This is a genomic window from Bacillus sp. MC1252 (assembly GCF_056838025.1).
This window is the reverse complement of the sequence record NZ_CM166369.1, coordinates 1,480,773-1,503,626: the sequence shown is the minus strand read 5'-3', so window position 1 is coordinate 1,503,626 and position 22,854 is coordinate 1,480,773. Positions and strand designations below refer to the sequence as shown.

Annotated in this window: 22 protein-coding genes; 2 read left to right on the top strand and 20 right to left on the bottom strand. The window is 43.0% G+C overall.

Annotated features, from left to right (window positions below; all coding sequences use genetic code 11):
* Positions 1–18: 18 nt before the first annotated feature.
* The 3 genes from sdaAB to ACYH0L_RS07560 all read right to left on the bottom strand — a co-directional run bounded on the left by sdaAB (position 19) and on the right by ACYH0L_RS07560 (position 2,882).
* Positions 19–681 carry an L-serine ammonia-lyase, iron-sulfur-dependent subunit beta gene (sdaAB, locus tag ACYH0L_RS07570; protein ID WP_099725891.1) on the bottom strand — a complete coding sequence of 221 codons (663 nt, stop codon included), beginning with the start codon at positions 679–681 and terminating at the stop codon, positions 19–21.
* A gap of 149 nt (positions 682–830) precedes the next feature.
* The gene (locus tag ACYH0L_RS07565) at positions 831–2,504 is read right to left on the bottom strand and encodes a DAK2 domain-containing protein (protein WP_256499552.1); all 1,674 of its coding nucleotides are present in this window, start codon (positions 2,502–2,504) and stop codon (positions 831–833) included.
* A gap of 15 nt (positions 2,505–2,519) precedes the next feature.
* On the bottom strand, positions 2,520–2,882 hold the full coding sequence (locus tag ACYH0L_RS07560) for an Asp23/Gls24 family envelope stress response protein (RefSeq protein WP_099725893.1): 363 nt from the start codon (positions 2,880–2,882) through the stop codon (positions 2,520–2,522).
* Positions 2,883–3,152: 270 nt separating this feature from the next.
* Between ACYH0L_RS07560 and rpmB the strand changes: the two genes are divergently transcribed.
* Positions 3,153–3,341 (top strand): 50S ribosomal protein L28, encoded by a 189-nt coding sequence (rpmB, locus tag ACYH0L_RS07555; RefSeq protein WP_003212514.1) that lies wholly within the window; start codon positions 3,153–3,155, stop codon positions 3,339–3,341.
* Between the two features lie 69 nt (positions 3,342–3,410).
* Here the strand turns inward: rpmB and spoVM are convergent, their stop codons facing one another.
* The 17 genes from spoVM to ACYH0L_RS07470 all read right to left on the bottom strand — a co-directional run bounded on the left by spoVM (position 3,411) and on the right by ACYH0L_RS07470 (position 20,975).
* A complete protein-coding gene (gene spoVM, locus ACYH0L_RS07550) occupies positions 3,411–3,491 on the bottom strand; it encodes a stage V sporulation protein SpoVM (protein WP_008354550.1) in 81 nt (26 codons plus the stop codon).
* Between the two features lie 71 nt (positions 3,492–3,562).
* Positions 3,563–4,207: a thiamine diphosphokinase gene (locus ACYH0L_RS07545; RefSeq protein ID WP_099725894.1), complete on the bottom strand. Its 645-nt coding sequence runs from the start codon at positions 4,205–4,207 to the stop codon at positions 3,563–3,565.
* A 60-nt stretch (positions 4,208–4,267) separates the two neighbouring features.
* Entirely contained in the window at positions 4,268–4,918 is a 651-nt protein-coding gene (rpe, locus tag ACYH0L_RS07540) for a ribulose-phosphate 3-epimerase (RefSeq protein ID WP_256499551.1), read from the bottom strand.
* Between the two features lie 3 nt (positions 4,919–4,921).
* A complete protein-coding gene (rsgA, locus tag ACYH0L_RS07535) occupies positions 4,922–5,818 on the bottom strand; it encodes a ribosome small subunit-dependent GTPase A (RefSeq protein ID WP_230031473.1) in 897 nt (298 codons plus the stop codon).
* 12 nt (positions 5,819–5,830) lie between these two features.
* Positions 5,831–7,786, bottom strand: a complete 1,956-nt coding sequence (gene pknB / locus ACYH0L_RS07530) for a Stk1 family PASTA domain-containing Ser/Thr kinase (protein ID WP_249705499.1) — start codon at positions 7,784–7,786, stop codon at positions 5,831–5,833.
* Positions 7,780–8,550 (bottom strand): Stp1/IreP family PP2C-type Ser/Thr phosphatase, encoded by a 771-nt coding sequence (locus ACYH0L_RS07525; protein WP_099725898.1) that lies wholly within the window; start codon positions 8,548–8,550, stop codon positions 7,780–7,782. The genes pknB and ACYH0L_RS07525 overlap by 7 nt, the downstream gene beginning before the upstream one ends.
* Before the next feature lie 3 nt (positions 8,551–8,553).
* Positions 8,554–9,636, bottom strand: coding sequence for a dual-specificity RNA methyltransferase RlmN (gene rlmN, locus ACYH0L_RS07520; protein WP_249705500.1), 1,083 nt, complete (start codon positions 9,634–9,636; stop codon positions 8,554–8,556).
* A gap of 3 nt (positions 9,637–9,639) precedes the next feature.
* The gene (gene rsmB / locus ACYH0L_RS07515) at positions 9,640–10,983 is read right to left on the bottom strand and encodes a 16S rRNA (cytosine(967)-C(5))-methyltransferase RsmB (protein ID WP_256499549.1); all 1,344 of its coding nucleotides are present in this window, start codon (positions 10,981–10,983) and stop codon (positions 9,640–9,642) included.
* A complete protein-coding gene (gene fmt / locus ACYH0L_RS07510; RefSeq protein ID WP_256499548.1) occupies positions 10,970–11,920 on the bottom strand; it encodes a methionyl-tRNA formyltransferase in 951 nt (316 codons plus the stop codon). Before fmt ends, rsmB begins: the two co-directional genes overlap by 14 nt.
* Positions 11,921–11,925: 5 nt before the next feature.
* Positions 11,926–12,408 (bottom strand): peptide deformylase, encoded by a 483-nt coding sequence (def, locus tag ACYH0L_RS07505; protein WP_099725901.1) that lies wholly within the window; start codon positions 12,406–12,408, stop codon positions 11,926–11,928.
* Positions 12,409–12,423: 15 nt separating this feature from the next.
* A complete protein-coding gene (priA, locus tag ACYH0L_RS07500) occupies positions 12,424–14,832 on the bottom strand; it encodes a primosomal protein N' (RefSeq protein WP_256499547.1) in 2,409 nt (802 codons plus the stop codon).
* Entirely contained in the window at positions 14,829–16,046 is a 1,218-nt protein-coding gene (gene coaBC, locus ACYH0L_RS07495) for a bifunctional phosphopantothenoylcysteine decarboxylase/phosphopantothenate--cysteine ligase CoaBC (RefSeq protein WP_256499546.1), read from the bottom strand. Before coaBC ends, priA begins: the two co-directional genes overlap by 4 nt.
* Before the next feature lie 117 nt (positions 16,047–16,163).
* Positions 16,164–16,367, bottom strand: a complete 204-nt coding sequence (gene rpoZ / locus ACYH0L_RS07490) for a DNA-directed RNA polymerase subunit omega (RefSeq protein WP_003211647.1) — start codon at positions 16,365–16,367, stop codon at positions 16,164–16,166.
* Positions 16,368–16,370: 3 nt separating this feature from the next.
* Positions 16,371–16,985: a guanylate kinase gene (gene gmk / locus ACYH0L_RS07485; RefSeq protein ID WP_099725904.1), complete on the bottom strand. Its 615-nt coding sequence runs from the start codon at positions 16,983–16,985 to the stop codon at positions 16,371–16,373.
* 9 nt (positions 16,986–16,994) lie between these two features.
* On the bottom strand, positions 16,995–17,264 hold the full coding sequence (gene remA / locus ACYH0L_RS07480) for an extracellular matrix/biofilm regulator RemA (protein WP_008344898.1): 270 nt from the start codon (positions 17,262–17,264) through the stop codon (positions 16,995–16,997).
* Positions 17,265–17,340: 76 nt separating this feature from the next.
* Positions 17,341–18,216: a YicC/YloC family endoribonuclease gene (locus ACYH0L_RS07475; protein WP_099725905.1), complete on the bottom strand. Its 876-nt coding sequence runs from the start codon at positions 18,214–18,216 to the stop codon at positions 17,341–17,343.
* 83 nt (positions 18,217–18,299) lie between these two features.
* Positions 18,300–20,975 (bottom strand): calcium-translocating P-type ATPase, SERCA-type, encoded by a 2,676-nt coding sequence (locus ACYH0L_RS07470; protein ID WP_099725906.1) that lies wholly within the window; start codon positions 20,973–20,975, stop codon positions 18,300–18,302.
* 165 nt (positions 20,976–21,140) lie between these two features.
* On the opposite strand from ACYH0L_RS07470, the gene ACYH0L_RS07465 reads away from it, so the two are divergent.
* Positions 21,141–22,850, top strand: coding sequence for an Rqc2 family fibronectin-binding protein (locus ACYH0L_RS07465; RefSeq protein ID WP_482354444.1), 1,710 nt, complete (start codon positions 21,141–21,143; stop codon positions 22,848–22,850).
* The last annotated feature ends 4 nt before the right edge of the window (positions 22,851–22,854 follow it).

Here is a 22,854-nt window from a genome sequence, read left to right as displayed (position 1 = left end):
TACATTACCTCCTTGTTGTTACTCTGCAATTTGTGTGACTTGAATAATGTTAGGCAGCGTTTCAAGCTCTGATAGGACAGCTGGGTCAATATTTTGATCCACTTCAATTGTCATCAGTGCCTCTTGCCCGACATCTTTACGCGCCACTTCCATATGACCGATGTTGATAGCGAACTTCGCTAATACATTGGCAACTGCCGCAATTGTACCGTAGCGATCGTTATGAACGACAAGAATGGCAGGGTGATTTCCTGAAAGCCTGAGCTCAAAGCCATTTAATTCTGTGATTTCAATTTTACCTCCGCCGATGGAAATCCCGATTAATTCAAGCTTTCCGTTCGCATCTGAAATCTCTACTTTTGCTGTATTCGGATGCGCTGGTACTGCATCTTCTTCTTTAAATTCAATGTCGATCCCCTTGCTTTTTGCAATATCAATCGCTGTTTTGATTCGTTCGTCAAATGTATCAAAGTCAAGAACACCGCCGATAATCGCGACATCTGTACCGTGCCCTTTATACGTATCTTTAAAAGAACCATAAAATGAAACGACAATTTGTTTCGGTTCTCTTCCGAATAAGCTGCGAGCCACTCTTCCTATACGAGCCGCACCCGCTGTGTGCGAACTTGATGGACCAATCATGACGGGTCCAATAATATCAAACACACTTCTAAATTTCATAGGTCTTCCCCTCTCATAACCACTCACGTATTGGTTTGTTTCTTCCTTTAGACTAATGGATTCATTCGTTTCCCGCAACTCATTTCACCGAGGAATCCCTAGTAAAAAATTGCAAAAGAAGAAGAAGGGCTTGATTTGCCCTTCTTTCGTTATTCAACAGCCAAAATATATGAATAAAGCGGCTGTTTTCCATCGTGGACTTCAACTTCTACATCTTCAAATGTTTCTTCAATAAAGGCTTCTAACGCTTCCATCTCATCAGATGATGCGTCTTCCCCTTTAATGATTGTGACAATCTCATCATCTTCTGTCACCATTTTGGTCAAAAGCTCTTTGGCTGCATCTAATTGATTTTTCGCTGTTAAGGTGATTTTTCCGTTGAATAGACCCATATAATCGCCTTTGGCAATGTCGATTCCATCAATTTGAGTATCTCTCACTGCAAAGGTAATTTGGCCGCTTTTCACATGATCAATCGCTTCTAACATCGCTGCTTCATTGTCTTCATTTGAAGCTGTTTCATTTAGAGAAAGAAGTGCTGACATCCCTTGAGGTACGGTCTTCGTCGGAATGACAACGACCTCACGACTTGAGACAGTTGCCGCCTGTTTAGCTGCCATGACAATATTAGAATTATTAGGTAAGATAAAGACGGTTTCGGCATGTATGCTATCAATTGCTTTGACAATGTCTTCTGTGCTCGGATTCATCGTTTGTCCACCTTCGATGACGACGGAAGCCCCGATACTTTTAAACAAGTCAGCAATTCCTTCTCCCATTGCGACACTCACTACTCCGAAGCGCTGTTTTTCAGCAGCGGGTGCTTTTGGTGCAGCAGGCGAGTGATCTCTTTCTTCATTCACGATCGAGCTATGCTGCTCTCTCATGTTTTCAATTTTCATATTGATCAGGCTGCCGTAGCGCTGTGCATATGACAAAACATCTCCTGGCTGCTCTGCATGAATATGAACCTTCGCTAGCGTATCATCAGATACCACAAGAAGTGAATCTCCGAATTCGCTTAAGTCTTCTCTGAATGTATTCTCTTCAAAGGACTGTTTGTCTTCTTCAAATTTCACCATAAATTCTGTACAGTAGCCAAATTCAATATCTTCTGTGTTCATATGGCTTTGCGCACTTTTATGATGTTCTGCACTTACTAGTTCTTTGAGGGTTGGCAAAGAGGCCATTTTAGAAGGAAGCTCTTCTCCTCTTAAAGAAGCAAGGAAACCTTCATATACGCAAAGAAGTCCTTTACCTCCACTATCTACAACGCCTACTTCTTTTAAAACAGGAAGCAGATCTGGCGTTCGCTCAAGTGACGCTCTTGCCTCCTCAATTGTTAATTCTAACACGCGGTCAATTTGATCTTCTGTCGCTGAAACAGCAACCGCTTTCTTTGCAGCATCTTTTGCAACTGTTAAGATGGTCCCTTCAATCGGTTTCATCACGGCTTTATATGCTGTATCAACACCCGCCTGTAAGGCAAGGGCAAATTCTTTGGCATCAATCGACTCTTTTTGTTCTATATTTTTACTGAAACCTCTGAAGAGCTGTGACAGGATCACACCCGAGTTTCCTCTTGCTCCCATCAATAGTCCTTTTGAAAGGGCCACCCCGACCTTACCAATATGATCGGTAGTTGTTTCTTCAACTGCTTTTGCCCCTGAAGTCATCGACAAATTCATATTTGTCCCCGTGTCTCCGTCTGGCACTGGAAAAACATTTAACGCATCAACAATTTGTGCGTTTTGAGAAAGATGGTGAGCACCTGCAAGAATCATTTTTGCAAATGAGCGGCCATCAAGATTTCTAATAGACAATATATTTCCTCCTTACTACGGGTTCGTAACTTTTACTCCTTGTACATAAATGTTGACCGAATCAACAGAAAGTCCAATCGTGTGAGAAATCGTATATTTGACTTTCGTTTGAACATTATGTGCGACTTCTGATATTTTTGTACCGTAGCTAACGATGATGTACATATCAATATGAATGCTGTCTTCTTTTTGACGCACAAGAACACCCCGGCTGAAGTTCTCTTTGCGGAGAATATCCGTCAAGCCGTCCTTCATTTGATTTTTGGACGCCATGCCAACAATACCATAGCAATCAATTGCAGCGCCTCCTGCCACCATTGCAATGACTTCATTTGATATATCAATTTGTCCGTATTTCGTTCTAAGTTCGATGGACACATTGGTTCCCCCTTTTTGAGAAATTGCCCTGAGTTATCACTATTTTACTATAAGACCCTTCTTTTTAAAAGAAATCATTCAATCCGACCCAATCCTACTTATACTATAGCCTTGATTTTTTATCAAGATGTCAAGGTGTTTTTCTTGAAAGAGGAGCAAACAATCCTTGCAAACCCCTTGAAGCTGTGGTAAATTATTAAAGTATCTTGAGGCTTCTCTAAGAACGTATATGAAGAATATGATATGTTTTCGCAGTTAGGAGGGAAACAAATGGCACGTAAATGCGTTATTACAGGCAGAAAAACAAAAGCTGGGAACAACCGTTCTCACGCAATGAACTCTACAAAACGTACATGGGGCGCGAACCTTCAAAAAGTTCGTATTCTAGTGGACGGTAAGCCTAAAAGAGTATATGTATCAGCTCGAGCTTTGAAATCTGGTAAAGTTGAGCGTGTATAAGCAAGAGTAAACGCCTGCTACAATTAACTGTAGCAGGCGTTTTTATGTGGAAATAAAGGAGATTACTCATTAATCTTTCTTAAATGAACCAAGCATCGCACGGACAATGCCCCCAAGAAATCTAGGCAGTTTGATTGTATAAAATTTCATTTTGTCCCCCTCCTAAAAGTACCGCTTGCAGCACAATTGAGCTTAATCAGCCATCCACATTGATAGGTTGGTCAATCTTTGCTTCTTACCATTATTAATATGCCTTCATGAAAAGAAAAAGTACCATTTGAGTGGATGAGTTCGTTACTAATACATAGTGTGGAACCAGGCTCAATATGACAATTTTTCAGAGGATATTTGAAACCTTTTAATGTCAGCTTTTCAACAGGTGTACCAAAGGGGAGAAACGACACGTATTTTTTGTCCAAGTCTTGTTTTATTTCGTATGTGCCAGGTCCAAACATTTGAATGATATTTTGTTTGTCTACAAGTGTGATGGTCTGCTTGTGCTGAATGCCTTTGTAAAGGAGATGGATATTTCCTAGAAAATGATCGGCTCTTCCGCCTGTTATGCCGTATATTTGAATATGGGCTGGGTGCTGATGCAAGGCCCAGTTAAGCGCAAGCTCTAAATCGGTTTCATCTTTTTCTGCCTGAAATACATTCAGGGCAGGTAATTTCTTTTTTAGCTCGCGAAGCTCTTCTTCTGTCACACTATCAAAATCACCAAATGCTTTGGCAGGTAAAATTCCATGCTCTAGTAAGAAGAGGGTTCCCCTGTCTACGCCGACCCAGAGGATGTCATCTTTAGACGCTTCCCGTTCAAGGGGCGGGATGTATTCAAAAGGACCGCCGGCTACGATATGTATGTACATGATATACGCTCCTCTCCATGTAAAAAGAACCAAAGATCACAATGCCTTTGGTTCCTTTCTTTACGCTTTTCGAATCGCTTGAATGGCTGCTGCGCGGTTGTCTTTACCGTATACCGCTGAGCCGGCTACAAGTAAATTAGCGCCTGCTTCCTTGCAGCTCTTTGCTGTTTCTACATTGACACCGCCGTCTATTTCAATAAGTAAATCGGTTAAGCCCTTTTGTTCACTAAGTGCCTTCACTTCTTTTACCTTAGTGAGGACAGATGGAATAAACGCTTGTCCACCAAAACCAGGATTCACCGTCATGAATAACACAAGGTCCACATCCTCTAATACATGCTCAATTTGAGAAACAGGTGTGTGCGGGTTTAGGACGACCCCTGCTTTTACACCTTGTTCTCTAATGTGCTGTATCGTGCGGTGCAAGTGCGGACAAGCCTCCACATGGACAGAAATGATGTCAGCGCCCGCTTTTGCGAATGCAGGGATATAACGGTCTGGATGTTCAATCATTAAATGAACATCCAGCGGAAGCTTTGTATGCGGCCTGATCGCTTCCACTACATTCGGCCCAAATGTGATATTCGGTACGAATTGACCATCCATGACATCAATATGAATATAATCCGCTCCGCCTTGTTCCACATCACGGATATCTTTCTCCAAATTGGCGAAATCTGCTGATAAAATGGAAGGGGCAATATAAACCATGATTTAGTACCTCGGCTTTCTGTCTTTGATTTCAGTTAAAAACTCTAAATAATGCTGATAGCGATACTTTCTGATTTGCTCATGTTCTACCGCATCTTTTACTGCACAGCCTGGCTCTTTCACGTGCAGGCAGCCTCTAAACTTACAATCTGCACTCCGCTCTCTGATTTCTAAAAAGTACAGACCTAAATCTTCCGCTTCTATGCCTGTAAATTCGAGTGAGCTAAAACCAGGTGTATCTGCAATGAGTCCTTCAGCTGTTCGAATGAGTTCCACATGTCTTGTCGTATGTTTTCCCCTGCCAAGATGGGATGAAATATCATTTGTTTTTAGCGCCAAATCCGGGCTCATCGCATTTAAAAGTGAGGACTTGCCTACACCAGACTGACCTGCAAATACGGTTATTTTGTGATGAAAGTGCGGGGTCAGCTTTTCAATTCCGTCCCTCTCGATCGTAGATGTTAAATGAACGTCATATCCAATTTGCCGATAGTCCTCTGCATATGCTTGAATGGTTTTGCGTTCTTGCTCTGTTTTCAGCAAGTCAATTTTTGTAATGCAGATAATCGGCTCAATATGGTTGGCTTCAACAAGTACTAGAAATCTGTCTAAAAGCGATGTGCTAAAGGTTGGCTCTATCGCTGAGAAAACAAGCACCGCTTGATCGACGTTACTGATAGGCGGCCGAACAAGCTCGTTTGTCCGCTCTTTTACTTCCAATAAGTAGCCTTCCTTATCGTTGTCTGCTTGATAGACGACATAATCTCCGACAAGAGGTGTTATTTTATTTTTTCGAAAAATGCCTCTCGCTCTGCACTGAATCACTTTTCCACTTTCTTCAGACTCATCCAGTACATAATAAAACCCGCTTAATGCTTTAATAATTTTGCCCTCAGGCATAAAGTCCCTCCTTTATTCATCATCAGGGTATTCGATCGTTTTGGAGCTCACCACTTTATCATCAACCGTCACCTGATAATACCCTTTTTGACCTGGTTCAATCTTAAATTTAATGGTTCGTTCGGTTGGGGCATTGATTTTAAAGGTTTCATATAAATCAGAAATGCTGTGTTCTGCATCATCAATGGAAATTTGGACATTCATTTCTTGCCCTTCTGTTTCTGGTTCATATGGGATCGCAATCTTTTCAGTTACCGTTTTGGCCGGTTTTTCCTTCGGTCCAAGAGAGAATGTGATTTTGACCGTATCACCTGGTTTGACAGCAGTTCCCGCTCCTGGTTCCTGCTTCATGACCTCACCTTTTGGCACATCATCAGAATACGCTTCTTTTTCATCAAGCTTTAGTCCATTATCCTCTAGATAATTCGATGCCGCCTGTTTACTATACGTCGTTAAATCCCTTAATGTAATATCGGCAGGGCCTATGCTGACTGTCAAAGTCACTTCTTCATCTGCTGCGACAAGCTCTGTATTCGCTGAAGGTTGCTGTTCCATGACAAGCCCTGATTCGGTGTCATTATCATTCACTTCCTCCACAACGACCTGTTTAAACCCTTTTTTCTCTAATAATTCTTTTGCTTTCTCGACCTTTTCGCCTGTTACATCAGGTAATTCGGTCTTTTCTTTGCCTGTACTTTCGTAAAGCTGAATCTCTGTTCCTTCTTTTACCTTTGTGCCGATTTTCGGATCTGTTTTGACGACAAGCCCTTTTTCAATTTTCTCATCAGCGATCTCAATAGGTTCACCAGCGACAGTAAATCCAGCTTTCTTCAAGGTGTCTTCTGCTTTTTCAACCGTCATGCCCGATACATCTGCGATCTCAACATCTTTTGGAAAGAGTAACCCTGGAAACACAGTGATGGCTAAAATTGTCGCGGCTGTCAGAATAAATAAGATTGATGCCACAATCCAAGGCCATTTTTTTCGTTTCTTTTTCGGTTTTTGTTTCTCTTTTTTCTTTGGTTTTTGAGCAGGATGGACGGCTGTTTTTTCAACGTCTTGGCCGACTTGATGATCTTGGATGATTGGGATGGCTTTCGTTGCTTCATGATCTTCTTCAATGACAAAGCGTTTTTCTTTTAGTCTTGCAGGGTCGAAGGCTGTTTTTAAGTCTTTTTGCATTTCAGATGCATCTTCAAATCGATAAAATGGATCTTTGGCCATCGCCTTTAAAATGATGTTTTCCACGCTTTGTGGAACAGAAGGATTCCATCTTCTCACAGATGGGGGTTCTGATTGTAAATGCTTCAGCGCGACACTAACCGCTGATTCCCCTTCAAACGGCATGCGTCCTGAGATGAGTTCATAGAGCACAATACCAAGTGAATAGATGTCTGACTTTTTTGTTGCAAGACCTCCGCGTGCTTGTTCTGGAGACAAATAGTGCACGGATCCTAGGACAGAATTTGTATGGGTAATGGTCGCTGAGCTGAGTGCCATGGCAATTCCAAAATCAGTGACTTTGATATTCCCCATGTTGTCTATTAATATATTGTGAGGCTTAATGTCCCGGTGGACGAGCTGTTTCGCATGGGCTTCTTCCATCGCCGCAACGACTTGCTCCATAATGCGAACGGCTTCTTTCGGATGAAGCGGGCCATTGGCGTGTATGTATTCCTTCAGCGTCATTCCCTCGACATATTCCATGACAATATAATAAATGTCATCTTCTTCTCCTACATCGTAGATGCTGACAATGTTCGGATGATCTAAGCTTGCTGCTGATTGCGCTTCTCGCCGGAACCGTCTAATAAAATCATCATCGCTTGCAAAGTCAAATCGTAAAATTTTAATCGCTACTTCGCGATCTAAAATCATATCCTCCGCCAAATAAACGTTTGCCATTCCGCCTCCGCCTATGACGCGAAGAATCTGATAACGGCCGCTGATCCTTTTTCCGATCAACACTTGCTGTCACCCTCCTCTGTTTGGGAGGGAATTTCTAACAGTACTGCTGTAATGTTATCTTCACCGCCGTTGTCATTCGCTGTTCGAATTAACTCTGTTACTTTTTCATCCGGTGCGGTCGTTTGCGCTAAGATATGAATCAAATTCTCTTCTTCTACTTTATTCGATAATCCATCTGAGCAAAGCAGGATTTGATCTCCTGGGTCAACTTCAAAGGTGCGAGCATCGATTTGAACGTGTTTATCTGTTCCTAATGCTTTCGTGAGCACATTTTTTCTTGGATGATATTCTGCATCCGCTTTTGAAATCTCACCTGTTTTCACAAGCTCATTGACAAGCGAGTGGTCATCCGTTAGTTGGGTCAGTGCTCCTTCTCTGAGTAAGTAGCAGCGGCTGTCTCCAATATGGGCAATTGTGACCGTTTGCAAATGAACGAGTGCACAAACAATGGTCGTCCCCATTCCTTGGCACTCCTCATTGTTTCTCGCATGTTCATATACTTGGTCATTAATTTCACTAATTTTTGAGATTAACCAGCTTTCTAGATCGGCTGGTTTATTTGGGATTGAAGATGTTGCTTGCCAGTATTCTTTTAAAGAAGATACTGCCATCTTGCTGGCCACATCACCAGCAAGATGACCTCCCATTCCATCTGCTACAACAGCTAGAAGTGTGTCTTCTTTTGCTTCAAAAATACCTGCATCATCTTCATTATGCTGACGGACTTTTCCTGTATCGGTTAAAAAGGCTGCCCTTATCAACATTCGTCACCTCGTCTCTTCCTGACGCTCCTTCGCTCTTAGCTGACCGCAAGCAGCATCAATGTCATGGCCTTGCTCTCGTCTAATCGTTACGTTTACGCCTTTTTCTTTCAGCGTTTTTTCAAATAGGAAGATTTGTTCTCTTGGTGTTCTCACATAATCTCTCTCCGGTACATAGTTCACCGGAATCAGGTTCACGTGACATTTGATTCCTTTTAATAAATCAGCAAGTTCTTCCGCGTGATGAACTTGATCATTGACTCCGCCAAACAGGCCGTATTCAAAGCTGACACGTCTACCCGTTTTTTGAATGTAGTATTCAATGGCTTCCATTAATTTTGGCAGCTTATACGCCTTATTGATCGGCATCAAGCGGCTTCTAATCTCTGTATTTGGTGCATGCAATGACACAGCAAAGTTGATTTGCATTTGCTCATCAGCGAATTGATAGATCTTTGGAATGATCCCGCTTGTTGAGACAGTAATATGACGCGCGCCAATATTTAAGCCCTTGTCATGGTTGATGATTTTTAGGAATGCAAGCATTTCCTCAAAGTTATCAAACGGTTCACCGATACCCATGATGACAACAGAGCTAACTCTCTCATCCGTTTCATCAAGCGCCTGCTGCACTTTCAATACTTGGGCAACGATTTCACCCGCTTCAAGGTTTCGCTTCAAGCCGCCAAGTGTCGATGCACAGAATGTACAGCCAATTCTACAGCCGACCTGAGTGGTCACACACACAGAGTTGCCGTATTCGTGACGCATGAGCACTGTTTCAATTGTATAGCCATCATGTAATTCAAATAAAAATTTGATCGTTCCATCTTGAGATGTTTGTTTGATCACTGTTTTTAATGTGGTGATCGCAAATTGATCCTTTAATTTTTCTCTTAATTCCTTTGAAAGGTTAGACATTTCGTCAAAGGATGTCACACGTTTTTCATAAAGCCATTCAAAAATTTGGGCTGCACGGAAAGGCTTTTCACCTTGTTCTTTTAACCATTCTTTGATTTCGTGAAGCTCAAATGAGTAGATCGACGGCATGTCTGTTTTCAGTTCTTTTCTTACTTTTTGTTCTGTCATTTTTTATCCCTTCTTTCTCATGCTGCAAATAAAGAAACCATCTGTTCCGAAATAATGAGGAAGAATTTGCACACTTCCGTTTTGAACAAACGGAGCAACCTGCTCAGGCAGCCGTTCATTAAGAGATAGATCGGGTTCGAAGTCTTGGTGTTCTTGTAAAAACGCATGAATCACTTGTTGATTTTCTGTTGGGCCCATTGTACATGTACTATATACAAGGGTTCCGCCCGGCTTTAGAAGCGAGGCTGTTTCGTTTAAGATTGCCTGCTGAATTATCGCAAGCCTTGCTGAGTCTTCTTGAGACTTTGTATATTTCATATCTGGTTTTCGTCTGATGACGCCAAAACCAGAACACGGTGCATCAATCAGAATACGGTCAAACGAAGCTTCGCTATAATAGTCCGCTGTTTTCCTTGCATCAAGCGCTTTTGCCTCAATGTGAGTAAGATGCAGACGCTTTGCTGCTTGTTTGATGAGTTTCACTTTGTGTTCATGTAAATCAAGTGAAACAATTTTCCCCTCATCGTTCATTCGCTCTGCGATATGTGTTGATTTGCCGCCAGGAGCCGCGCAGGCATCAAGCACCGTTTCTCCCGGCTGAGGATTTAGTGCTCTTGCGACAAGCATTGAGCTTTCATCTTGAATGGTCACAAAGCCCTCTTGAAAAGAAGGCGTTGATACGATGGACCCTTTCATGAGCTTCAGTGCATCCTCAGATAAGTCGCCGAGCTCTGTTTCAATTCCTGCATCCATCAGTTCATTCTGTAATGCCATGCGATCGGTTTTCATTCGATTGACACGAAGAGTTTGCTTTGGCGGTACTAAATGAATGCGGCACATGCTTTCTGCTGCTTCAAATCCATACGCCTCAACCCATTGCTGCACAAGCCATAGTGGGTGGCTTGTCTCAATCGAGAGCCGCTTGACCGGATCTTTGATTGCATCAAATGCCGGAACGCCTTCTCTTTGTACTGAACGAAGTACGCCGTTCACAAGTGAAGAAATGCCTTTATGCCCGCGCTTTTTCGTTAGCTCGACTGCTTCATGGATGGCTGCACGATCTGGAATTTTTTCAAGGTAGACCATTTGATAAAGAGACATACGCAAAAGCTGCATGACCCACGGGGCCACCTTTTGCGGTTTTTTCACAAAGGGCGCCAGCATATAATCTAGTGCCAGCTTATTTTGCAGTGTACCGTATACAAGCTCTGTTAACAGTGGTTTGTCCTGATCTGCCAGATCTTTATCTTTCATGACTGACTGCAAAAGCAAATTACTGTAAGCTTGATTTTGTTCGAGTTTGATTAAAGCGTCCAGCGCTACTTCTCTCACATTACTTTTCTTCATTCATTAACCCTAATTTCTGTCCAATTTCGATATTTGCGCCTCTTAAGAAGTCTTCGCCGGTCATTTTTTTCTTTCCAGCCGGCTGCACACTTGTTAATATAAGGCCTTGCTGATTCCCGGTTCCAATGACCGGTCCTTCTTTTTGAAGTTCAATCACTTTCCCAGGTTCTTGCGCTTGAAGCGGAACTTTTTTCGCTTCCCAAACTTTTAAATGAGCGCCGTTCCATTCAGTATAGGCAACTGGCCATGGATTTAAGCCGCGAACTTGGTTGTAAAGCTCTTCTCCGGTTTTTGTCCAGTCTAACCTTTCTTGCTCCCGCTTAATATTAGGTGCGTAGGTTGCCGCCTCTTCATTTTGCGGAATCGGAGAGATGGACCGGTTCAGAACATTTGGAACCGTATCTTTTAGCAATGCGGCGCCTGCTATACTTAATTTATCATGCAATGTCCCAACGTTGTCTAATTCATCAATTTCTACTTCTACTTTACTAATCATGTCACCTGCATCGAGTCTTTCAACCATGTACATGATGGTCACGCCTGTTTTCTTTTTGCCTTGCAGGATCGCATAATGGATCGGCGCGCCGCCTCTTAGCTCTGGCAGCAAAGAGGCATGAACATTGATACAGCCAAATTCAGGTTCATCCAGCAGTCTTTTTGGTAAAATTTGTCCGAAGGCTGCTGTTATAATTAAATCTGGCTTTAATGCAAGCACTTTATCGATTTCTTCATCAAGGCGCACCTTTTCAGGCTGCAAAACAGGGATGCCATGCTTTAGGGCTTCCACTTTCACAGGAGGTGGCGTGAGCACTCGTTTTCTGCCTTTCGGGCGATCTGGCTGCGTGACGACCCCGACGACTTCGTATCCTTCTGTTATCAGTGTTTGCAGCACAGGTACTGAGAAATCAGGGGTTCCCATAAATACAATACGTGCCATTTTCTTCACCCTTCCATTTCCACAAGTTCTTTTTCTGTATAGGTTTGAATGATTTTCGACGTGAATAATATGCCGTCTAAATGATCAATTTCGTGCAATAAGGCTCTTGCTAAAAATCCTTCTGCTTCTATTGTAAATGGTTTGCCTTTCTTATCAAAGGCTTTCACCTTCACATGATTTGGTCTTTCTACAGTGCCGTATAAAGATGGGAAGCTCAAGCAGCCTTCAATGTCTGTTTGGCTTCCTTTTACTTCAAGAACCTCGGGATTCACTAAATCAATTCTGCCAGATTCTTCTCCTATATCTACAACGGCGATTCTTTTTGAAATACCGATTTGCGGTGCTGCTAGTCCGACTCCATCTAGCTCAAGCATTGTATCATACATGTCATCGAGCAGTTTTTTAAGCTTTTTATCGAACGTATCGACAGGCTCTGTCTTTTGTTCAAGCACTTCTGCCGGATGTATGACTATTGGTTTTATTGCCACTTAAAGCCCTCCGTTTTACATCATCATATATGGATTCATATCTATTGAAATCATCAACTGTTTTTGTTCCATTTCTTTTTGATAATGATCTTGTATTTTCCGTAGTAAACTTGCCAGTTCATTTTCCCTTTTGTATTTTATCACGCATTGATATCGATATCTATCTTTGATCTTAGCGATCGGAGATGCAGCTGGACCAAGGATTCTTGTATTCGGTGCACAGTTCATTTTCAGAAACTGGACAATTTGATCAGCGACATGCGCTGCCTTCGTCACTTCTTCGTGTGAAACAGTCACCATTGCCAAGAAGTAAAATGGCGGATAGGACTGATGACGACGATGCAGCATCTCCTGCTCATAAAAGGCTTCATAGTCATGCTGCTTGGTTAATTCAATACTATAGTGAGAAGGCGTATACGATTGAATAATGACTGAGCCCGCTTTTTCATGGCGCCCTGCCCGGCCGCTGACTTGCGTGAGAAGTTGAAATGTTTTTTCACTTGAACGAAAATCAGGGATATGAAGGGACGTATCCGCACTCAGTACACCGACAAGTGTAACATCTGGAAAGTCTAACCCTTTTGCAATCATTTGCGTACCGAGTAGAATATCCGCTTCTTTGTTGCCAAATGAGGTAAGAAGCTTTTCATGAGCGCCTTTTCGAGAGGTTGTATCTACATCCATTCGGATTACCCTCGCCTCAGGCAAAACCTTGGTGAGCTCTTCTTCTACTCGCTGCGTACCTGTACCAAAATAACGAATATGCTCGCTGTGGCATTCTGGACATTCAGCAGGTACCGGGGCTTCGTGACCGCAATAGTGACACTTCAGCCGTTTTTGATAACGGTGATAGGTAAGGGAAATCTCGCAATGAGGACATTGCTCCACATATCCGCAATCACGGCACATCACAAAGGATGAATAGCCTCTTTTATTCAGAAATAAGACGGCTTGTTCTTTCCTTTCAAGCACTTCTTTTAACCTGAGCATTAATTCTTCTGAGAACATAGACCGGTTGCCGTTCCTTAATTCTTCTCTCATATCAATTACCGAGACGTGCGGCATCTGCTGCTGGTTCACGCGTTGCTTTAGCGTCAGCAATGTATACACACCTTTTTTCGCACGCGCATAGGTCTCAAGTGAAGGTGTTGCACTGCCTAATACGACTGGACATTGGTGCCGTCTTGCTCGTTCAATTGCGACGTCCTTGGCATGATAACGCGGCATCTCTTCTTGTTTGTAGGAAGATTCATGCTCTTCATCTATGATAATCATTCCTAGATTTTCAAATGGGGCGAAAACAGCAGACCTTGCTCCCACGACAAGCTTGACTTCCTTGCGGTGAATTTTCCGCCACTCATCATACTTTTCCCCTGTCGATAATCCGCTATGAAGAACAGCCACATTTGAGCCAAACCGTTCTTTAAACCGCTGAACCATTTGAGGAGTTAATGAAATTTCAGGAACGAGGACGATCGCTTCTTTTCCCTTTTGAAGTACATGATCAATGGTCTGCAAATAAATCTCCGTTTTCCCGCTTCCTGTCACCCCGTGCAGCAGAAAGGTTTCATGCTGATGATCACTCACTGCTTGATGAATGTGTTTCGCTGCTGCTGCTTGTTCTGTCGTGAGATCGAGGGAATCAGATTGTTTAAACTCCCGGTCTGCATAAGGATCTCGATAGATCTCTTCATAGCTCTCTGTTAACAGCCCTTCTCGTATAAAGGTTTTAAGCGTTTGAGAACTAGCGCCTGTTTGCTGCTGTAAGTCTTTCGCTAAAAAAGTGGTCTCACTCGCTTGAAGCAAAAAGGAGAGCAATTCCTTTTGTTTCACCGCATTTTTCTTTAGCTGCTGCTGCTTTTCTTCAAGTCTTTCTTTCGAAACGACGACCTGAAGCATGCGCACCTTTTTCTTTCCAGATTTTTGAGAGACATGATATCTCACCTCTAGATGACCTTTTTGGACATGCTTTTGAATGTGCTTCAGTTGATCAGGCGGAATGTCAGCGTAAAGTATGCTTTCTTGCTGACCGAAAAGCTCTTTCAATGACTGCGGAAGTTCTTCATCTGATAACACCTGAATTTCTTTTTCATATTTTGCCTTCATGGCTGCAGGCAGCATGGATTGCAGAGCCGTAATATGATAGGACAATGTTTTTTCCGTCAGCCAGTGGGAAAGCTCCAATAGCTCATCTGTCAGAACAGGTGATAAATCAAATAAATCCACAATGTCCTTGATGTTTCCTGTCTTTACGTCTGTTACATCTTTGACTCTTGTCACAAACCCTTGAATCTTCCTCGGGCCAAAGGGAACAACGACCCTCATCCCAGGTTTGACGAGATCTTTGAACCGATCGGGCACACGATAGTCAAATGGGCGATCAATGGCTTTCGTTGTGACATCCACTATGACTTCAGCAATCATGCTCGATCACGCTCTTTTGGCAATAGCTGTTTTGCCTCCTTTAAGATTTCAAAAGCGAGGTCTTTTTTGCTCATCATCGGCAGCTCTTTTTTTGTTCCGTCCGCTTTGATGATCGCTGCCACATTTGTGTCTGTGCCAAAGCCCGCACCCTCTTTTGTTACATTGTTGGCAACAATCATATCTAGATGCTTGGATTCGATTTTCTTTTTCGCATAATATTCTACATCCTGCGTTTCAGCTGCAAAACCGACAAGCACTTGATGCTCTTTTCTTTTCCCCAGCTCTTTTAAAATATCTTTTGTACGCGTGAATTCAATTTCCAGTGCACCGTCATGTTTTTTCATTTTATGAGGATATGTCGTGACAGGGGTGTAATCGGCAACAGCTGCTGATTTAATGACAAGGTCTGCTTCCCCGTACACATCTAAAGCAGCCTGATACATCTCCTCTGCCGATTCAACGTGTACCACGTCTACATGGTCAGGCGCAGTCAAAGAAACAGGACCAGAAATAAGCGTGACATCAGCCCCCATTTGCTGGGCAGCTTCTGCAATGGCATAGCCCATTTTCCCAGTAGAACGATTTGTAAAGAAACGAACAGGATCGATCACTTCTCGTGTAGGACCTGCTGTCACCACGACTTTTTTCCCTGAAAGCGGCAAGCTTTTTGGCTCCTCGAAAAACGCACGAATGTGTTCAATAATTTTTTCAGGTTCCTCTAAACGCCCTTTTCCAATGTACCCGCAGGCTAAATAACCTTCACTTGGCTCAATAAACCGGTATCCGTCTTCATATAATGTGCGAATGTTCCGCTTCACAGCTGGGTGATCATACATATGCACATTCATAGCCGGTGCGATCCATACAGGAGCTGTTGAAGCGAGCAAGGTGGTTGTGAGCATATCATCTGCAAGTCCTGCGGCCATTTTACCAATCGTATGTGCTGTTGCAGGAGCAACGAGAATGAGATCGGCCCAGTCAGCTACATCAATATGCGCAATGACTCTTGGATTGTTCTCTTTAAATGTATCCACATAAACCTCTTGTCGAGATAGGGCTTGGAAGGTGAGCGGAGACACAAACTCACGGGCAGATTCCGTCATAATCACTCTTACATTTGCGCCTGCCTGTACGAGTTTACTAGTGAGTGCAGCTGCTTTATATACGGCGATTCCTCCGCTGACGCCGAGCAAAATATTTTTTGACTGTAACATTTGTTTGTCCCCCTTAATGGCCTTTTTCACAAATTCGTCTACAATTCAAAAAAGTCAAAACCAATCATAGTTTTGACTTTTTTGAACGTATCGTATCTGCATTACAGAAGCGATGTGTTATTCTTGATCCTCTTTTTCAAATGTCAAAAGACCAGCGTCGATTTCTTCAAGTGCTTTCCCTACAAATTTGTAAGACTTTGTGTTTTCGATCTGCTGATCTTGATGGATCTGCATTTCACGTGCACGGCGTGCAGACACTGTCACAAGTGTATATTTCGAATCAAGTTTGTTCATCAATGAGTCAATTGAAGGATCTAACATTGTTTATTCTACCCCCAGCATTTTTTTATATCTTGGTGCGACTCTGTCTCTTCGCAGATGCTCTGCAAGGACGATCGCTTTGATTCTTTCACAAGCAAGCGCGACATCATCGTTTTCAACGACATAGTCGTAAGCATCCATCATTTCAATCTCTTCTTTTGCAGCGGCCATTCGATTTCGAATGAGGTCCTCAGATTCTGTACCGCGAGTAATGATACGGTTTTGAAGTTCTGAAAGACTAGGCGGTGCAAGGAAAATAAAAAGACCTTCCGGGAAAGCTTCTCTTACTTGAAGTGCGCCTTGCACTTCGATTTCAAGGAAAACATCTTTTCCTTCACTCAGTGTCTGTTCTACATAGTCAACAGGTGTGCCGTAGTAATTCCCGACATATTCTGCCCATTCTAACAACTTTTTGTTTTCAATCATATGTTCAAATTCTTCCCTGGTTTTAAAGAAATAATCGACACCATTTCTTTCACCTTCACGCGGTTTGCGTGTTGTTACTGAAATAGAGTATTCAAATTTCGTATCTTCCTGGGAGAAAATGGCTTGTCTGACCGTTCCTTTTCCAACTCCCGAAGGTCCAGAGAGAACGATTAAGAGTCCTCTTTCTTTCATAATGGCGTATTACCCCTGCCCTTCATCTATGATTTCTTCTTTTACAGAAAGTCTTTGCGCGACAGTCTCAGGCTGAACGGCAGATAAGATGACATGGTCACTGTCCATAATGACAACAGCACGGGTTCTTCTTCCGTATGTAGCATCTATGAGCATGCCTCGATCTCTTGCGTCTTGTATCATTCGTTTAATCGGTGCTGATTCCGGACTGACGATCGAAATCATCCGATTCGCTGAAATGATGTTTCCAAATCCGATATTGATCAATTTTATGGTCATCTTCTTTCGTCCCCCTGTAATATAAACGTCTCTAGTCTCGCCGAAAGAGACGCACTGTAAACAGCATACACAATGACTATTCTATATTTTGCACTTGTTCTTTTATTTTTTCAATAGCACTTTTCATTTCGACCACCAGCTTTGTTAAATGGTGATGGTTTGCTTTAGATCCAATCGTGTTCACTTCACGGTTGAGTTCCTGTACAAGAAAGTCAAGTTTCCGGCCGGCAGCGCCGCCTTGCATCAAAATTTGCTGAAATTGCTGAAAATGACTTTTTAATCTCGTGATCTCTTCTGTAATGTCACAGCGATCAGCAAAGATGGCAGCCTCTGTGGCCAGTCTGCTTTCTTCAAGCGCCTCTCCGATCCATTCTTGCAATCTTTGATTCAATCGTTCTTTGTACTGACTTACAACCTCTGGTGCAAAGACTTTTATTTCTTCTGTATAGGCCTCTAGTTCAGAGAGCCTCAGTTCACAGTCTTTTTGAAGTGATGCACCCTCTTGCTCTCTCATGAAGCAAAGCTCCTTGACAGCCGCTTCACAAGCGTCTATCAGCAAATGCTCCAGCTGCTCATTTCGGCTGACCGACTCTTCTACTTGAACAGCATGTTCCAGCTGAAGTAAGTCATGTGCATGCTGAATACCTGAAATGTGATAGCGGTCCTTGAGGTCTTTTGCGGCTTTCATATATTCATCAAGCAGCGGCCAGTCGATCTGTAAAGACCGGCTTGCTAGTTTACCGCCTTCAATCGTGACAAACAGCTCAATTCTACCACGCTGCACGTGACGAAGAATGATTTTTTTTAATGTATCTTCGAAATATAAAAGCGGCCTCGGCAAACGGGCATGAACCTCTTTAAAACGGTGATTGACCGATTTTAGCTCGACTGACACTGTCAGTTCTCCATCCGTTTTACTCGCTTGGCCGAATCCCGTCATACTGCGTATCATGTCAAAACACCCAATTCTTTCATATTAATAAAATGAAAAAGGTAATAGCAGACACTATTACCTCAAAATTATACCATAACGAATTATTTTTTTCTTGTCAAAAGTGATCCTGCCAATAAAAAAGTTGGCAGTGCAGACATACCGATGATCAGCAGCCAATCAATTGGAGCAATTGACACCGTTTTGAAAATTGGCTGAAGCGGCGGATAATAAATGACCACAAGCATCAGAAGAAGTGATGACAGAACAGCACCGATTAAATAGAGATTTCCAAATGGATTACGTTCAAAAATGGACCGTTCACTGCGGCAGTCAAATACATGAATGAGCTGCGCCAAAACGAGCGTACTAAATGCGACAGTCTGTGCATATTGCAGTTCGTTTGGATCGCGGTGATACACAAACATAAATGCTAACAGAGTGGCAAGCCCAATGAGGAATCCCCTTGATATGACCTTCCAGCCAAGCCCTCTAGCAAATATGCCCTCTTTCATGTTCCGCGGCTTCCTCTTCATGACATCGCCTTCTGGCTTATCCATTCCAAGTGCCATAGCTGGGAGTCCATCTGTCACAAGGTTTACCCATAAAATTTGAATAGGAACGAGTGGAAGCGGAAGCGCAAGGAGCATCGCAAACAGCATAACCAAAATTTCTCCAACATTTGATGCAAGCAAATAGCGTACAAACTTACGAATATTTTCGTAAATATTCCGGCCCTCATTAATAGCGGATTTAATGGTCGCAAAGTTGTCATCAAGTAAAATAAGGGAGGACGCTTCTTTTGCTACGTCTGTTCCTGTGATGCCCATGGATATTCCGATATCTGCTTGTTTAATCGCGGGCGCATCATTGACCCCATCACCTGTCATCGCCACAATATGGCCATTTTTTTGATAGGCCTTCACAATTCTCAGCTTATGTTCCGGGGATACCCGGGCAAAAACGTATACATTTTCAGCCATTTGCTCAAGCTCTTTGTCACTCAGCTGGTCCAGCGCTTTCCCGTCAAGAACCTTTCCTTGCTTCGGTAAAAGGCTCAGGTCTTTTGCGATGGCTTTGGCTGTTTCCACGTGATCACCTGTAATCATCACAGTTTTAATGCCAGCATCCCTGCACTCTTTGATCGCTCGCCTGACTTCAGGACGAGGTGGATCGATCATACCCTCTAACCCGATCAATGTGAGATCGGTTTCTGCCTGCTGAACAGATGTGATTTTTTCTGTCAAACCGACTTTTTTATACGCAATTGCAATGGTTCTAAGCGCTTGTCTTGCTAAGCCTTGAATCGCAGCTTCTGTTTCTTGCCTGTGAGTGGTTGAAAATGAGGCTGTGCGTCCGCCGTGCATGATATGACTTGAACGGTTCATCAGTACATCTGGCGCACCTTTTGCAATGACATACCGCTCTTTTTGATTCGTTTCGACGACGACTGACATCATCTTTCTTTCTGAGTCAAAAGGAAACTCCTCTACGACATGAAACCCAGCTTCTATGAATTGCTCTGTAAAACCCGCTTTACGTGCTGCGGTTAAAAGTGCGCCCTCTGTCGGATCTCCATCAAGGTTCATTTCTCCATCTTTTTCAACGATGGTCGATGTATTACAAAGTGCACCATATAATAAAACCTTTTGAAGGCTTGGATGTTTGTCAACATGGACAAGTTCTCCGTTTAAGGTGAAATCACCAGACGGCTCATAGCCCGTGCCAGAAATATTCCACGTTTTCCCCTCTGCCCACACATGTGTTACCGTCATTTTATTTTGCGTCATTGTCCCTGTTTTATCTGAGCAAATGATCGACGCGCAGCCGAGCGTTTCCACAGCTGGGAGCTTTCTGACAATTGATTTTTGTTTGATCATCCGCTGCACACCTAGGGAAAGAGCGACGGTTACAATCGCCGGCAGTCCTTCTGGAATGGCAGCAACAGCGAGAGATACACCCGCTAAGAACATATGATACAAATCATGTCCTTGCACAACGCCCAGAACGACTACGAGCACGGTTAAGAATAAAGCAGCAACAATCAAGATTTTCCCAAGCTGTTCGAGACGTCTTTGCAGCGGTGTTTCCATATTACCTGCAGCATCCAGCATACCGGCAATTTGTCCCATGGCTGTATTCATCCCTGTCCCAATGACAACACCCACGCCGCTTCCTCTCGTGACAAGCGTCCCCATAAATGCCATGTTCGTCAAATCTCCGAGCGCTACATGGTCTCGTGAAAGTGGACTTGCATGTTTCACCGCTGGGATGGACTCACCAGTAAGGGCTGACTCTTCGATCTCTAAACTCTTTGTTTCTAGTAATCTAATATCTGCCCCAATCCGGTCTCCGCTTGAAAACTTCACAATATCCCCTGGTACGAGGTGCTTAGACGGGATCTTGACCCACTCATTGTTTCTCCTTGCATATACATGCGGAGTCGATAATTCCTTTAGCGCTTGAAGGGATTTTTCCGCCCGGCGTTCTTGATAAAAGCCGAGTACACCATTAATCAGAACAATCGCTACAATCGCCCCAGCATCAATGTATTCACCTAAAAAAGCAGAAATAATCGTTGCCGCAAGCAAAATTAAGACCATAAAGTCTTTAAATTGCGCTAAAAAGATGATCAGAGCCGATGCCTTTTTCCCTTCCTGCAATTCATTTGGTCCGTGTTTTTCAAGCCGCTTTTGCACATCTTTTTCTGACAGTCCGTCACCTATCGATGTATTCATTGTTTTTAATAAATCGGTTTGGTTCAGTTCATGCCAATTCATTTGACCTCGTCCACTCCTCTTTTGTTCTCTCTCATATGCAGTGTTCTATAAGCCAGTTTATTCAGACTCGTCCTAAATCATGCTATAATAATAAGACTGCCTAAAGAACGAGAAAATGTAAGGTTCTTTCAGTAGATTTGTGTGAAAAAAGAGGGTGTATCCAACATGTCATTTGACGGCATTTTTACATACGGTATGACAAATGAATTGCAAGAGACATTAACTGGCGGGAGAATTTCTAAAATACATCAGCCATATAAGCACGAGCTGATTTTTCATATCCGGTCAAACGGGAAAAATCATAAGCTCCTTTTATCGGCTCATCCGAGCTATGCGAGAGTGCAGCTCACTGAGCATCATTATGACAATCCAAGCGAACCCCCAATGTTTTGTATGCTCCTCAGAAAGCATCTTGAGAGCGGATTTATTGAACGCTTCGAACAGGTTGGATTTGACCGGGTCATCGTGCTTCATGTGCGAAGCCGAAATGAAATTGGCGATGAACAGACGCGGAAGCTCTATATCGAAATCATGGGACGGCACAGTAATTTAATTCTTGTTGAAGATGAAACGCAGCAGATCATTGATGGTCTGAAACATCTTTCTCCATCTGTGAACAGCTACCGAACTGTGCTTCCTGGTCATGAATACCTGCTGCCGCCTGCACAGCAAAAATTGAATCCTTTTGAAGTGACGAAGGATGATATTTTAAAGCATTTGCGTTTTCAAGAAGGGAAAATCGCGAGTCAAATTGTCGATACATTCTCTGGGGTTTCCCCGCTGTTTGCAAAGGAAGCTGTTCACAGAGCCGGTCTTACCAATCAGGAAACGATTCCAAATACACTGCTTGACATGTTCCAGCTCATTCGGACGCATTCTTTTACCCCGCAGCTCACCAGAAAAGACGGCAAAGAGTATTTCTATTTATTAGAACTCCAGCATGTAAATGGCGAAATGAAGACGTTCGAATCTCTCAGCCAGCTGCTTGACCGCTTTTATTTCGGAAAAGCGGAAAGGGACAGAGTCAAACAGCAGGCGGCTGACCTTGAACGGTTTGTCGTGAATGAAAAGAAGAAAAATGAAAACAAGCTAAAAAAACTAAAAAGAACCCTTGAAGAATCTCAAAATGCGCATAAATACCAGCTCTATGGTGAATTGTTAACAGCCAATCTATATGCCATAAAAAAAGGGGTTGAAGAAGCGACTGTCATCAATTATTACGATGAAGAAGGCGGAGAAATGACGATCCCGCTAAAAACAAACAAAACCCCTTCTGAAAATGCACAGGCGTACTTTACAAAATATCAAAAGGCAAAAAATGCAGTAGAGGCTGTAAATGAACAAATCAAGCGGACACATGAAGAGATTGTTTATTTTGAAGAGCTGATTCAGCAGCTGTCCTCTGCCTCGCCAAAAGATTTAGAGGAAATGAGAGAAGAGCTTGTTGAAGGGAAATATTTGCGCGCCAAACAAAAGCGGCACGCCAAAAAGAAAAAACCGGCGGCCATCCAGCTGGAAACGTACGAATCTTCTCAAGGCATTCCCATTTTAGTGGGGAAAAACAACAAACAAAACGAGTATTTGACCACAAAGGCTGCTGCTCGTGATGACATTTGGCTGCACACAAAAGATATTCCAGGATCACATGTCGTCATACGTCATCAAACACCTGATGAACAAACGTTGCATGAAGCGGCTCAAATTGCTGCCTACTTCTCTAAAGCAAAAGAATCCAGCTCCGTGCCTGTCGATTATACGAAAATCCGTCATGTGAAAAAACCAAACGGAGCAAAGCCGGGCTTTGTTACGTATGATCAGCAGCAAACATTATTTGTCACGCCTGATGAAGATGTTGTCCTAAAGCTTCGAAAATAAAAAA

What these genes read in the sequence shown, in the direction of transcription:
- sdaAB (WP_099725891.1), bottom strand. Translation starts at nt 681, where the DNA reads ATGAAATTTAGAAGTGTGTTTGATATTATTGGACCCGTCATGATTGGT.
- rpmB (WP_003212514.1), top strand. Translation starts at nt 3,153, where the DNA reads ATGGCACGTAAATGCGTTATTACAGGCAGAAAAACAAAAGCTGGGAAC.
- spoVM (WP_008354550.1), bottom strand. Translation starts at nt 3,491, where the DNA reads ATGAAATTTTATACAATCAAACTGCCTAGATTTCTTGGGGGCATTGTC.
- ACYH0L_RS07545 (WP_099725894.1), bottom strand. Translation starts at nt 4,207, where the DNA reads ATGTACATACATATCGTAGCCGGCGGTCCTTTTGAATACATCCCGCCC.
- rpe (WP_256499551.1), bottom strand. Translation starts at nt 4,918, where the DNA reads ATGGTTTATATTGCCCCTTCCATTTTATCAGCAGATTTCGCCAATTTG.
- rsgA (WP_230031473.1), bottom strand. Translation starts at nt 5,818, where the DNA reads ATGCCTGAGGGCAAAATTATTAAAGCATTAAGCGGGTTTTATTATGTA.
- ACYH0L_RS07525 (WP_099725898.1), bottom strand. Translation starts at nt 8,550, where the DNA reads ATGTTGATAAGGGCAGCCTTTTTAACCGATACAGGAAAAGTCCGTCAG.
- rlmN (WP_249705500.1), bottom strand. Translation starts at nt 9,636, where the DNA reads ATGACAGAACAAAAAGTAAGAAAAGAACTGAAAACAGACATGCCGTCG.
- rsmB (WP_256499549.1), bottom strand. Translation starts at nt 10,983, where the DNA reads ATGAAGAAAAGTAATGTGAGAGAAGTAGCGCTGGACGCTTTAATCAAA.
- fmt (WP_256499548.1), bottom strand. Translation starts at nt 11,920, where the DNA reads ATGGCACGTATTGTATTTATGGGAACCCCTGATTTCTCAGTACCTGTG.
- priA (WP_256499547.1), bottom strand. Translation starts at nt 14,832, where the DNA reads ATGATTGCTGAAGTCATAGTGGATGTCACAACGAAAGCCATTGATCGC.
- coaBC (WP_256499546.1), bottom strand. Translation starts at nt 16,046, where the DNA reads ATGTTACAGTCAAAAAATATTTTGCTCGGCGTCAGCGGAGGAATCGCC.
- rpoZ (WP_003211647.1), bottom strand. Translation starts at nt 16,367, where the DNA reads ATGTTAGATCCTTCAATTGACTCATTGATGAACAAACTTGATTCGAAA.
- gmk (WP_099725904.1), bottom strand. Translation starts at nt 16,985, where the DNA reads ATGAAAGAAAGAGGACTCTTAATCGTTCTCTCTGGACCTTCGGGAGTT.
- remA (WP_008344898.1), bottom strand. Translation starts at nt 17,264, where the DNA reads ATGACCATAAAATTGATCAATATCGGATTTGGAAACATCATTTCAGCG.
- ACYH0L_RS07475 (WP_099725905.1), bottom strand. Translation starts at nt 18,216, where the DNA reads ATGATACGCAGTATGACGGGATTCGGCCAAGCGAGTAAAACGGATGGA.
- ACYH0L_RS07470 (WP_099725906.1), bottom strand. Translation starts at nt 20,975, where the DNA reads ATGAATTGGCATGAACTGAACCAAACCGATTTATTAAAAACAATGAAT.
- ACYH0L_RS07465 (WP_482354444.1), top strand. Translation starts at nt 21,141, where the DNA reads ATGTCATTTGACGGCATTTTTACATACGGTATGACAAATGAATTGCAA.